General features: G+C 31.9%; 12 protein-coding genes. 8 read left to right on the top strand and 4 right to left on the bottom strand.

Annotation, left to right across the window (positions count from 1 at the left end; genetic code table 11):
* Positions 1 to 26 precede the first annotated feature (26 nt).
* Entirely contained in the window at positions 27 to 1,001 is a 975-nt protein-coding gene (locus BT107_RS09735; protein ID WP_072303588.1) for a polyprenyl synthetase family protein, read from the top strand.
* A 5-nt stretch (positions 1,002 to 1,006) separates the two neighbouring features.
* Here BT107_RS09735 and BT107_RS09730 read toward each other — a convergent pair whose 3' ends face one another.
* The 3 genes from BT107_RS09730 to BT107_RS09720 are packed head-to-tail and all read right to left on the bottom strand — an operon-like array spanning position 1,007 to position 4,836.
* Complete coding sequence (locus BT107_RS09730; RefSeq protein WP_072303587.1) at positions 1,007 to 2,002, bottom strand: hypothetical protein; 996 nt, start codon at positions 2,000 to 2,002, stop codon at positions 1,007 to 1,009.
* A gap of 52 nt (positions 2,003 to 2,054) precedes the next feature.
* Entirely contained in the window at positions 2,055 to 2,534 is a 480-nt protein-coding gene (locus BT107_RS09725; RefSeq protein WP_072303586.1) for a thioredoxin family protein, read from the bottom strand.
* Positions 2,535 to 2,538: 4 nt separating this feature from the next.
* Positions 2,539 to 4,836, bottom strand: coding sequence for a TonB-dependent receptor (locus BT107_RS09720; protein WP_072303585.1), 2,298 nt, complete (start codon positions 4,834 to 4,836; stop codon positions 2,539 to 2,541).
* Between the two features lie 79 nt (positions 4,837 to 4,915).
* Here BT107_RS09720 and BT107_RS09715 point away from each other — a divergent pair, with 79 nt between their 5' ends.
* From BT107_RS09715 to BT107_RS09685, 7 genes are read left to right on the top strand one after another with little or no spacing between them, the layout of a single operon-like run.
* Positions 4,916 to 5,572: a metal-dependent transcriptional regulator gene (locus BT107_RS09715; RefSeq protein ID WP_072303584.1), complete on the top strand. Its 657-nt coding sequence runs from the start codon at positions 4,916 to 4,918 to the stop codon at positions 5,570 to 5,572.
* An 8-nt stretch (positions 5,573 to 5,580) separates the two neighbouring features.
* A complete protein-coding gene (locus BT107_RS09710; RefSeq protein WP_072303583.1) occupies positions 5,581 to 6,504 on the top strand; it encodes a metal ABC transporter solute-binding protein, Zn/Mn family in 924 nt (307 codons plus the stop codon).
* Between the two features lie 6 nt (positions 6,505 to 6,510).
* A complete protein-coding gene (locus BT107_RS09705) occupies positions 6,511 to 7,248 on the top strand; it encodes a metal ABC transporter ATP-binding protein (protein WP_072303582.1) in 738 nt (245 codons plus the stop codon).
* A gap of 23 nt (positions 7,249 to 7,271) precedes the next feature.
* The gene (locus BT107_RS09700; protein WP_072303581.1) at positions 7,272 to 8,396 is read left to right on the top strand and encodes a metal ABC transporter permease; all 1,125 of its coding nucleotides are present in this window, start codon (positions 7,272 to 7,274) and stop codon (positions 8,394 to 8,396) included.
* Positions 8,389 to 9,549, top strand: coding sequence for a metal ABC transporter permease (locus BT107_RS09695; protein ID WP_072303580.1), 1,161 nt, complete (start codon positions 8,389 to 8,391; stop codon positions 9,547 to 9,549). Before BT107_RS09700 ends, BT107_RS09695 begins: the two co-directional genes overlap by 8 nt.
* 53 nt (positions 9,550 to 9,602) lie before the next feature.
* On the top strand, positions 9,603 to 10,034 hold the full coding sequence (locus BT107_RS09690) for a hypothetical protein (protein ID WP_072303579.1): 432 nt from the start codon (positions 9,603 to 9,605) through the stop codon (positions 10,032 to 10,034).
* Between the two features lie 24 nt (positions 10,035 to 10,058).
* Entirely contained in the window at positions 10,059 to 10,439 is a 381-nt protein-coding gene (locus BT107_RS09685) for a DUF423 domain-containing protein (protein WP_072303578.1), read from the top strand.
* Between the two features lie 9 nt (positions 10,440 to 10,448).
* On the opposite strand, the gene BT107_RS09680 is transcribed toward BT107_RS09685, so the two are convergent.
* Positions 10,449 to 12,008: a carboxypeptidase-like regulatory domain-containing protein gene (locus BT107_RS09680; protein WP_244543114.1), complete on the bottom strand. Its 1,560-nt coding sequence runs from the start codon at positions 12,006 to 12,008 to the stop codon at positions 10,449 to 10,451.
* Positions 12,009 to 12,123: the final 115 nt, after the last annotated feature.

The raw sequence follows: 12,123 nt of genomic DNA, 5'->3' as shown, positions 1-12,123 counted from the left end.
CATGTATTTTTGAAAAAAAATTATAAATGCATTCCATTGACCAGTATAGAGATTCTTTTTTAGAAGAACTTAATAAGATAACAGTAGATAAAGAGCCTAAAAACTTATACGAGCCTGTTACCTATATTTTAAACTTAGGCGGTAAACGTTTACGTCCTATTTTAACATTAATGTCTGCAGATATTTTTGGAGCAGATTATAAAAAGGGATTAAGTGCTGCTATGGCTGTTGAGGTTTTTCATAATTTTTCTTTAGTCCATGATGATATTATGGACGATGCACCATTGCGTAGAGGTAAAGCAACCGTGCATGAAAAATGGGATTTAAACACAGGTATACTATCTGGGGATGCCATGTTAATAGAGGCTTACAGGTTTTTGGAGTCTTACAACGGTGACCAGTTTAAAAAGTTAGTGTCTCTTTTTAGTACAACTGCATTACAGGTTTGTGAAGGGCAGCAATATGATGTAGATTTTGAAACTAGAGATGATGTTTCTATTCCGGAATACTTAAAAATGATTGAGTATAAAACTGCAGTTTTGGTTGCGGCAGCTATGAAAATGGGTGCGGTAATTGCAGAAACTACAACAGAGAATGAAGATTTAATTTATGACTTTGGTAAAAATCTAGGGATTGCTTTTCAGTTACAAGACGATTATTTAGATGCTTTTGGAAACCCTGAAACTTTTGGAAAACAGGTTGGTGGTGATATTATAGAAAACAAAAAAACATACTTGTATCTAAAGGCATTAGAACAATCTTCTGCTGCGGAACAAAACTCATTAGATCAACTATTTTCTATACAGCCTACAAATACAGATGATAAAGTAGCTACTGTAAAAGCTATTTTTGTAGAATCTAAGGCAGATCTAGCTACAAAACAAGCAATAGAAGAGTATACCAATAAGGCTTTTGCTATTTTAGATAAGTTAGTTATAACTATAGATAAAAAAGAAGCCTTAAAGCAGTTTGGTTTATGGTTAATGAATAGAAAGGTTTAGTCTTTCTATTCTACTAAATAAGGTTGTTTTTTTGTTGTAATTATAGGTCTGCTTAAAAGCTGTTCTATAGTTTGTTGTGTTTCTGTAATGCAAATTATTTCTATACCTATATGTATACCGTAAATATTGTCTGGGTTGTTTAAGCCAAGATAAAGTATATTGTTTGGTGAGTTTTTTACATTTACAATTCCAGATTTATAGTTTTCTCTAGAGCCAAATAAAAACGGACTATAATCTTCTTTGTTTTTAAAAAGCAATGCATTTTTCTCATCTAATAGGTAAATGTCACAAATGTTTGCTCCAGGAGGCGGATTCAAATTTTCTACAGCACCAGAAAAAGAGTTTTCGGTATCTATGTAATTAGATAATGTAGATGCCAGTCCAAAACTTTTTATAGTGTTTTTAATATCTTTCTCTTCTCTAGATGCAGTAAATGCATAATACCAAGAAACCGTATTTTCCGGTAACGCAATTGGTACTAGAACTCTGCTTTTTCCTCCTTTTAATAAATCGTTAGACTTACTATTTAAGTAAAAATTATCTTGTTGCAGCGTAACTGTTTTTAGCTTTTTTATTTCTGTTTCGGTTTTTTCAGGAGTAGCATATGTAGTATCTGCAACTTCTTTATAGGCAATCACCGGAGCTTCTTTGTTAAAAGAATTTACATTAAGTTTTATACTTATTTTACTCTCTTTATCACTAGTGCTTTTTATAATTAACTTGTAAATATCTTTTTCAGGAGCTACCAACCATAAAGACTCTTTCTTTTTTAGTTTTTTAAAGATTGGCTCTTTGTCGTTATAGTATTTGCCAAGAGTGTAAACTACATTTTCTTTCCCTTTTGACTTAATGTAAAGGTGAATTTCGTCATTTTTATTTGCGGTAAATACTAAAGAATAGTCTTTGTCTTTAGTGCTTACAATAGTAGTGTCTTGTTCTTGTTGTGCATTTATTGAGTTAATGCAGAACAGTAGGGTTAAAAAACAGACAATTTGTTTCATAGTTTTTTTGGTAAATGTAGTAAAAGTTACTTTTTTTAAACGAAAAAAACTGTTATTGTATTGTCTTTAAAAGTTGTTTAGCATTTAAATATTGAAAATACCTTGAAGTAGCAGTGAAATTTTCATCTAGTATAACAATTGCAGGTAAAGAAAATGGCTTGTTTTTTCTGCTCGCCATTAGTAAGGGTATTTGATGAATAGAATTTACTTTTTTCGCATTTTCATTTTTATAAGTTGTACTACCAAAAGTTATTTTTTCTGTTGTTTCAATATTCATTTTTACAACATAGTAGTCTTTGCTTAATGTGTTAATTACGTTAGAGTTTTTGTATGTTTTTCGGTCCATTTTATGACATAAACCACACCAGTCTGCGTAAAAATGTATGAGAACTTTTTTGGGTTTTATAGCTAAGGAATCTTCTAATTGATTAAAGCTTAGCCAATTTAATTCATCTTGTTGGGCAGCTAACTGGCTACCAAATAAGCAGCCAGTTAAAACACAAAATATTATTTTTTTAAAGTAAGGGATCATTTTATTACAAGCTTTTTATTCTTAATCCCACAAAAATAGTTCTTGGTAAAGATGGTCCATAAACATAATTACTATCTCTGTTTTTGCCTATGTCAAAATCATCTTGATACGCATTTGTTATATTTTTAACGCCCCCAAAAATTTCCAATCCTGTTTCTAATTTTTCACTTTTAAAAGTGTAACCTAATCTAAGGCTGGTTTCTAAAAAAGAAGGAGTTTTTATGTATTCATCAATGGTTTGACCTGTGTTTTCACCTCCAAAATGTGCAATATCCATACTGCCTGTGTAAACCAAATTAGTAGATGCACTTAGTTTTTTAGTTGGGGTATATGTTAAGGTTGCAAAACCATAGGTATTTGGTGTTCTTAAAAATTCTTTTTTGGTTGGCAAACCTTCAATGTTTTCTACTGCTTCTGTAAATTTACTAGACTGTAATGTAATACCTGCATCAACCTGAAAAACATAATCAAAATTTGCTCTTGTTTCTAATGTTATTCCCTTTACAAGGGCTCCGTCACCATTTCTTTTCTCAAATAATTCTCCAAAATTATCTTCTCCTAAAGGAAAAAGATAAAAGGCATCATTCAGTTTTGTGTAAAAACCTTCTACAGTAAAACCAGCAATTAAATGCTCTGTAGCTTTGTCATAATTAAAAGAAGCCGTGTAGCTGTTAGAGCGTTCTTCAAGTAAATTATCAGACAAAGAAATTCTAGAAATTCCTCCTCCTGCAAAGGCAATATGTAAATCGGTATCAAAAGCTTGTGGTGCTCTAAAGCCAGTTCCCCAACCTAATCTAAACTGAGATTCTTTATTCATTTTATACAATAACGATAGTCTAGGGCTAGCAATTACATTGTCTAGTAGGTTGTGTTTGTCTATTCTTATTCCTGATAAAAAATTAATTTTAGGAGTTATATCCCAATCGTTTTGTAAAAATGCACCCCAATTTCGGGTAGTTTGGTCTATTTTGTAATTGTAAGCATCTATTATATCTAACACATCATCATACACATACTCGGTGCCAAAAGTAAAAATTGCTTCTCCGCCTATAAATGAATCTACTTTATGGTTTAATTGTACACCAGCTTGGTGAGTCTCTACTTTTGAGGTCCCGTAAGGGGAGTTTATCAAAAAAGAGTTTAGTTCGTTGCCATCATCAGGTTGTATACCTGTATAGTGGTCTCTGTCTGTAATTTGTCCGCCATAGTAGGCAATAAAACTGTTTTTGTCTTCATTAAAATTAAGCTGATAATCTAAACTTCCCATTATAATATTATGGGTGCGTTCTTCAGATTGTTTTGCTAAATGCGCTGCTTTGTCTACTTGCTCGCCGCCATATCTATATTCATATATACTACTAATACTAGCTTCTATTTTTTCATTTTCAGAAGGTAAATAAAATAAATTAGTGCCAAAAGAATTGTTTTTTAAGCTAGGTAACTCAGAGTAATTGTCTCCGTTGTCATCATACGTATTTCTATCTCTTTTATTGATAAAAAATGTAGCTCCGGCAGATCTATCGTCATTTACAACCGTAGCATTACCAAGTAAAATATTATCAGATGCGTTGTTGTTTATGCTTTGGTACGTATAGGTTAAATTGTATTCGTTTTTAATAGGTATTTTAGTAATTACGTTAATTGTACCGCCAATAGCACTAGAGCCGTAGAGTGCAGATACGCCACCTCTAACAACCTCAATGCGCTCTATCATATTTACCGGAATTTGCTCCATACCGTAAAGACCTGTTAACGGACTAAATATAGGTCTTCCGTTTATTAATATTTGAGAATAGCCACCCTGCAAACCATTTATGCGTAATTGGGTATAATTACACGTTTGGCAATCTGTTTCTACTCTTAAGCCTGGCTGAAAACGTAAACCTTCAGATAAGTTTGTGGCCACAACATTGTCTAGTGTTTTACTATTTATTAGGTTCACTATTACGGGAGAATCTATTCTTCTTTTTTCTGTTTTAGTACCTGTAACTACAATTTGTTCTAGCCCTAAAACATCTTCTTTTAAGTTAAAGTTAAGTGTTTGATTGTCATTTCTTACAGTAATTTTTTTTTCAATTGTTTTGTAGCCTATGCTTTTGCATACTAGCACATACTCGCCTTTAGAGAGTTTCAATGTGTAAGAGCCATCTTTTTTAGATGCGGTTCCGGTTGATTTTCCTTTTATATGAATTGATGCATATTCTAGAGGGGTACCATCTGTGCTCACTTTTCCTTCAATCAATATGTCTTGAGAAAAGAGGAGTGCCGGCAAAAAGTAAATTAAGTAAAATATTATTTTCATTAGTGTAAATTTAAATTTAGACAAACCTAAAACTTTATTTTTAGAAATAAAAATGTATTTTTGATAAAAATTAAAATTGATGACGCATTCTGAGGAAAATTATTTAAAAGCAATTTTTCATATTGGAAAAGGAGGGGCTAACGAAATCTCTACAAATGCTATTGCAGAACAGATGGAAACTAAACCGTCTTCTGTAACAGATATGATGAAAAAGCTATCAGAAAAAAACCTGGTAAATTATAAAAAATATAAAGGTGTTTCATTAACGTCTATAGGTAAGTCTATGGCGTTGTCTATTATTAGAAAGCACAGATTGTGGGAAGTTTTCTTAGTAGAAAAATTAGATTTTTCTTGGGATGAAGTGCATGACGTTGCAGAACAATTAGAGCATATAGAGAGCGAGAAGTTAATAGATAAGCTAGATAAACTTTTAGATTATCCTAAATATGACCCGCACGGAGACCCCATACCAGATAAGAATGGTAATTTTAAAGTGATAGATAAAAAGTTGTTAAGCGAACTTTCTGTAAATGACAAAGGTATTTGTGTTGGGGTAAAAGATTCTTCAAGTCAGTTTTTAAAGTTTTTAGACAAGAATAAAATTGCTTTAGGAGATATTATAGAAGTTATTGATAAAGAAGATTTTGATGGTTCTTTTCAATTAAAAATTAATGCTAACAGTTTTAACGTGTCTAGTCAAATTGCTTCTAATTTGTATGTACAGATAACAGAATAAATACTAAAATGAAAAAAATAACATATACAATTGTAGTAGCCGTAATACTTAGTTTATCTGCGTGTAAAACGGATGCTAAAAAAGCTGATAACGGCAAACTAAATGTAGTTACAACAACTACTATGATAACGGATTTACTACATAATATTGGCGGTGATGCTATTAATGTTGTTGGTTTAATGGGGAGTGGTGTAGATCCGCATTTGTACAAAGCTAGTGAAGGAGATGTTGCTAAATTGGTAGATTCTGATGTTGTGTTCTATGGTGGTTTGCATTTAGAAGGTAAACTTGTAGAGGTTTTTGAGAAAATGGAAAAGACCAATAAAAAAACGGTTGCTGTTTCTGATGCTTTAGATAAAAAAGAACTTATTGGGTCAGAATATTTTGCATCTAATTATGATCCGCATATTTGGTTTAATGTTTTATTTTGGAAACGAATAACTACTTACGTAGCAAATGAGCTTAAAAAGTTAGATCCTAAAAATACTGCTATTTACGAAGAGAATAGTAAAATGTATTTAGAAAAGTTAGCCAAGTTAGATTCAGATTTAAGAGAAACAATTAGTCAGCTGCCAGAAGAAAAAAGAGTTTTGGTTACTGCGCACGATGCATTTAATTACTTTGGAAAATCTTATGGGTTTAATGTTGTTGGTTTGCAAGGTATTTCTACAGCAACAGAAGCAGGTGTGCAAGACGTACAAGAATTATCTAAATTTATAATTGATAACAAGGTAAAAGCTATTTTTGTAGAGACTTCGGTTCCTAAAAGAACAATAGAAGCACTACAAGCATCGGTACAATCTAAAAACCAGAATGTAACTATTGGCGGTACGTTGTATTCTGATGCTTTAGGGGATAAAGGTACTGTAGAAGGTACTTATATTGGAATGTTTAGATACAATGTTACAACAATTGTAGCTGCATTAAAATAACAATTTATGGAAACAAAATATGCTATTACAGTAGACGACCTTACGGTTGCATATAACTATAAACCAGTTTTGTGGGATATAGATTTAGCCATACCAGAAGGTGTGCTTATGGCTATTGTTGGTCCTAATGGCGCAGGAAAATCGACTTTAATAAAATCTATCTTAGGTATTATAAAACCTATTGCTGGTAGTGTAAAAATATTTGGTAAGCCATACAAGAAACAATACAAAGAGGTTGCTTATGTTCCGCAAAAGGGCAGTGTAGATTGGGATTTTCCTACCACTGCATTAGATGTGGTTATGATGGGGACTTACGGTAGTTTGGGGTGGATTAAAAGACCTGGGCAAAAAGAGAAAAAAGCTGCTTTAGAGGCTTTGGAAAAAGTAGGGATGTTGTCTTTTAAATCAAGACAAATTAGTCAGCTTAGTGGTGGCCAACAACAACGTATTTTTTTAGCAAGAGCTTTGGTGCAAAATGCTAGTATTTATTTAATGGATGAGCCTTTCCAGGGGGTAGATGCTACAACGGAAAAAGCTATAATTAATATTTTAAAGGAATTACGTAAAGCTGGTAAAACGCTAATTGTTGTACATCATGATTTACAAACTGTACCCGAGTATTTTGATTGGGTTACCTTTTTAAATGTAAAAAAGATAGCAACTGGGCCAGTTAAAGATATTTTTAACGATGGCAACCTAACTAAGACTTATGGCATAAACTATAAAGTAAGTGTACAGGAGTAAATTTTAGATAAAACAATTAAATTGTGGAAATAACAGAATATTTTAATCTCCTTTTTACAGATTACACCTTACAAACCATAACATTGGGCACAGCCGTTTTAGGTGCATTATGTGGTATGTTAGGTAGTTTTGCTGTTTTGCGCAAGCAGAGTTTGTTGGGAGATGCAATATCGCATGCGGCATTACCTGGTATTGCTTTAGCTTTTTTAATTACAGGTTCTAAGGATAGTAATACGTTGCTGATAGGTGCTTTAATTAGCGGGTTAATTGGTACTTTTTGGATTCGTGGCATAGTTAAAAAAACACATTTAAAATCTGATACGGCCTTAGGTTTAATTTTGTCCTTATTCTTTGGATTTGGAATGTTGCTGCTCACATTTATACAGAAAATGCCCAATGCTAATCAGGCTGGGTTAGACAAATATTTATTTGGCCAAGCTGCTACTTTAGTTAGTAGCGATGTTTGGACTATGTGTATTATTGCAGGCTTAAGTTTGCTTATTTTGTTAGTGTTTTGGAAAGAGTTTAAACTGCTTCTTTTTGATGCTGACTATACTAAGTCTTTAGGTTTTAACGTGAAGTTCTTAGACATTTTAATTACTTTTTTTATTGTAATATCTATAGTAGTAGGGTTGCAGACTGTTGGTGTTGTTTTAATGAGCGCTATGTTATTGGCACCTGCTGCTGCAGCAAGACAATGGACAAATAGTTTAAGTGTAATGGTGCTATTGGCGGCTATTTTTGGTGCTTTTTCAGGAGTGTTAGGAACAGCAATTAGTGCCAGTTCTAACAATTTATCTACAGGACCAGTAATAGTTTTAATTGCGGCAGTTTTTGTATTGTTTTCATTTATTTTTTCGCCTAAAAGAGGATTGTTGTTTCGTGAAATTAGATATCAGAGCAATCGTAAAGATTTGGAGTTGCATAAAACATTAGCTTTTATGTATCATATTGTAAAAACACACGATAATATAGATCATCCGCATGCAATAAAGATTTTAAATAATTTTCACGGGTTCACGCGTAAATCACTTCAGAAATTAGAAAGCAAAGAGTATATAACCGTAAATAAAACAATGTGGTCGTTAACCGAAAAAGGTTTTGATAAGGCTGCAAATTTGTATAATCAACAAGAAGAAAATGAGTAGCGCACAAATAGAAATACAACTTATTGCTTGTCTGGTAGCTATTGCTTGCGCCATTCCAGGTACTTTTTTAGTGTTGCGTAAAATGGCAATGATTAGCGATGCTATTAGTCATTCTATACTACCAGGATTGGTTATAGGTTTCTTTATAACAGAAGACTTAAACTCGCCTTGGTTAATTTTATTAGCTGCAGTTTCTGGGGTAATTACTGTAATTATGGTAGAATTTATACAGAAAACAGGCTTGGTAAAAGAAGATACAGCTATAGGCTTAGTTTTTCCTGCTTTGTTTAGTATTGGCGTTATTTTAATTGCAAAAAATGCCAATGATGTACATTTAGATGTAGATGCTGTTTTGCTAGGTGAGCTTGCTTTTGCGCCTTTTGATAGGTTGTTTGTAAATGGTGTTGACTTGGGAGCTAAATCTATTTGGATTATAGGAACCATTGTTGTTATAACGCTAACGCTATTAATTACATTTTTTAAAGAATTAAAGGTTAGTACATTTGATAAGCAATTGGCAGCAACATTAGGATTTTCACCTCTTGTAATACATTATGGTTTAATGTCTATAGCCTCTGTAACTACGGTAGGTGCTTTTGATGCCGTTGGTGCTATATTGGTGGTTGCATTAATGATAGCTCCCGCAGCTATGGCTTATTTGTTAACGAACAATTTAAAAAAGATGCTAATCATAGCAATTTTAGCGGGTATTGCATCTGCCTTAATTGGGTATTGGGTAGCACATTATTTAGATGCTTCTATTGCAGGTTCTATGACTACAGTATTAGGGTTCTTATTTTTATTGGTGTATTTATTTGCACCTAGTAAGGGTTTAATCTCTGTGTTGTATAGGCAAAAAAGGCAACAAGTAGAAGTGTATTTGCTTACTTTTATGTTGCATTTGCAAAATCATACTGAAGAGTCAGAACGACATATAAACCACTTAGGAGAACATATTAATTGGGGTAAAATGCAATCTAAAACCGTTGTAGATTTGGCCTTAAAGAACAATATGATTGTTATTGATGATAATATTATTTCATTAACTGAAAAAGGAAAAGGATTTGCAGAAAAAGCTATAGACTATATTACAACCAACAGTACTGTGGCTATAGAAGAGATGAAAGAAGATTTCTTTTTATTTAGAGGTTGATAAGTCAGTAATATTTTTCTAGAAATCTATTCTGTTGTACATTCGTGTTTAAGATGAAAAATAAAACAAGACATTGGCTTTGGAATATAGTAATAGCATTGACACTAATTTTGGTGGTAATTGCTTTTTTAGCGCATTATAAAAACTGGATTAAGGTTGAAGATAATGAGTTTAAAATATTATCCGGGATATATTACAAGGAACTTAATTTTACAGACGTAAATGCAGTAGAGATGGTAGATAAGATACCATCTTTAGAGCGTTTGAATGGCTTTTCTGTTAAAGAAACAGAAAAAGGTATTTTTAGAGATTCTATATATAATACAGAGGTTTATATTTTTGTAGATAAATTATCTAGACAAAAAATAAAAGTTACGTACAACGATTCTCTTCAGTTATTCTTTAATGTATCAGACTCTTTAGAAACAGAAAAAATGTACACTTTGTTCTCTAGTAAATTAGATAGTTTATCTAGTTTAAAATAACTCTTTTTACAAAAATCACTTATAATGATTATTACAATAAAAGTATTTGCAGCCTTGTACGGTATGTTAGCAGTTGTTTTTGGTGCTTTTGGTGCTCACGCACTAAAAAAAATATTCACAGACGACCAACTCAAGAATTTTGAGACTGGTGTAAAGTATCAAATGTATCATGCTATTGTATTGTTAGTGTTAGGTTTTAATTTCAGTTTTACTACTACTCAAGAAATAGTAATGGGTTATGCTTTTATAATCGGGATTTTCTTGTTCTCATTTAGTATTTATGGTCTGTGTATATCATCTGCTAAAGGAAAAAAAATGAAATTTCTTGGACCAATAACGCCCCTAGGAGGTTTAGGGTTAGTCCTAGGTTGGGCGCTTTTACTAATTACTTTTTTACAAGCGTAATTGTGTTAGTTACTCTTCTGCAGTAAACTCTCTTATAGCTTGGTTAGGCTCTATAATGTTATAGCCTTTCCAAAATTCAGGATCATATTTACGTAAGTATTCTGGTTTAATAACCTTATCTTCTTTAAAGTTATCGTAAATAGATTTTGAAATATTTTCTGCATCAAAAACAACAATTTCGTATTTGGTTACACTAGTAATTGCCATATCTAACTTTACATAAAGCTCGTTTTGTTTATTTCTTCCTTTTACAACTTTGTTCTTTTCAATTATTTTTAAAGGTCTTCTTATGCCTGCTTTATTTCCCGCTTCTCGTTCTAAATATTGTAGGTCATAGGTGTTATTTTCATTTTTAGCAAAAATCATTTTACCTCTAGATAAATGTTCTTGGTAAGAAATTCCGAATAGCTTAATACTTTTTAGTGTTTTTACATTGTCATAATCTATACGTATTACAGCAAAATCATCTGCGTTTACATATATGGTACCCTCATAATCTGCGCCTCTCTTAGGTTCAAAATTTAATATGTATACAGGTATGTTTCCCCAGTACGTGTAGTCTTTTATAGTAAAGTTGTAACGTCCAGATTTTGTTATCACGTTTAGTTTGGCATCATCCATATAAAACAAGTTGCTAAATTGATTACCTATGGTAGTTTTTTTATACGTTGCGTAACTAGCTCTGCGTGCTTCTTCTAATTTTTTCTTTTCCTCTAGTTCTTTTTTTAGTGCTATGCTGTCTTTTTTTACGTCATTAGGGTTGTCCAATGCGCCATCAACTTTAACGCCAAGAAGACCCGATTTTATTTTGAAGTACGAATCTGGTTTTACATTCTTTTTAATAATCTCGTTAAATTTTTCTTCAAGCTTAGTAATATCTAACTCAGAGTTTTTATCATATAATCTACACCCTTTTATAGGATCTATTTTTAATGTTTCTTTATCGTAATTTCCATAGATATCACATAAAACCTCCGAATAACTATTGTCTCTTTTTGGTAAAGCAGTTATAACGCTATCTAAAAAAGGTTTGTTTAGTTCCTTTATAGTAGATTTCATAAATGTATAGTTTGTTTTATCTAATCCTTGATAATTAGATTCTCTAAGGAATATTTTTTTCTTAGTTAGGTCTTTGCTGTAGTTTTTGTCTAAACTATCTTTAACCATATCTATAATCTCTTCTCCGGTGTAATTTTTGTTAGAAACCAAAACCTCATTAAGTTCTATGGTCTTTGGTTGCATATAAATAATACTATCCTTAAAAGTTGTTACAGGTTGTGCAATTGTTTCGTAGCCAATACAAGAAATAAATATTGAATCTATTACAGTTGTGTTTGTAGTGCTTAATGAAAATTTACCTTCACCATTTGTAATTACTCCTTTCTTATTAGAAAGTACTACAGAAACATAGGGAATTGCTTCTTTGCTGGCAGCATCTTTTATACTTGCATTAAGTTCTTGTGCTGTGGTTGTATTACTTGCAATTAAAGTAATTATTAAAATTACAAGCTGAGTCGTTTTACGCATAATTAGTTTTTGGTTTTTGTTTCTTATTAGTATAGACAACATAAATTTGGTTGTTGTTGCCTGTTGATGCTAAAAAAAATAAAAATAAAACGTAAAACTTTGATTATTAAGTTTTTGCGTATTGTTTATTTTGGATTACTTTTTAGCTGTTGGCTAA

The organism is Cellulophaga fucicola, assembly GCF_900119145.1.
Classification (GTDB): domain Bacteria; phylum Bacteroidota; class Bacteroidia; order Flavobacteriales; family Flavobacteriaceae; genus Cellulophaga; species Cellulophaga fucicola.
Note: the sequence above shows the minus strand (reverse complement) of the source record. Positions and strands in the feature narration are given on the sequence as shown.

Bases quoted from the DNA above. Each gene is read 5' to 3' on its own strand.
- BT107_RS09735 (WP_072303588.1), top strand. From the start codon at position 27: ATGCATTCCATTGACCAGTATAGAGATTCTTTTTTAGAAGAACTTAAT.
- BT107_RS09730 (WP_072303587.1), bottom strand. From the start codon at position 2,002: ATGAAACAAATTGTCTGTTTTTTAACCCTACTGTTCTGCATTAACTCA.
- BT107_RS09725 (WP_072303586.1), bottom strand. From the start codon at position 2,534: ATGATCCCTTACTTTAAAAAAATAATATTTTGTGTTTTAACTGGCTGC.
- BT107_RS09720 (WP_072303585.1), bottom strand. From the start codon at position 4,836: ATGAAAATAATATTTTACTTAATTTACTTTTTGCCGGCACTCCTCTTT.
- BT107_RS09715 (WP_072303584.1), top strand. From the start codon at position 4,916: ATGACGCATTCTGAGGAAAATTATTTAAAAGCAATTTTTCATATTGGA.
- BT107_RS09710 (WP_072303583.1), top strand. From the start codon at position 5,581: ATGAAAAAAATAACATATACAATTGTAGTAGCCGTAATACTTAGTTTA.
- BT107_RS09705 (WP_072303582.1), top strand. From the start codon at position 6,511: ATGGAAACAAAATATGCTATTACAGTAGACGACCTTACGGTTGCATAT.
- BT107_RS09695 (WP_072303580.1), top strand. From the start codon at position 8,389: ATGAGTAGCGCACAAATAGAAATACAACTTATTGCTTGTCTGGTAGCT.
- BT107_RS09690 (WP_072303579.1), top strand. From the start codon at position 9,603: ATGAAAAATAAAACAAGACATTGGCTTTGGAATATAGTAATAGCATTG.
- BT107_RS09685 (WP_072303578.1), top strand. From the start codon at position 10,059: ATGATTATTACAATAAAAGTATTTGCAGCCTTGTACGGTATGTTAGCA.
- BT107_RS09680 (WP_244543114.1), bottom strand. From the start codon at position 12,008: ATGTTGTCTATACTAATAAGAAACAAAAACCAAAAACTAATTATGCGT.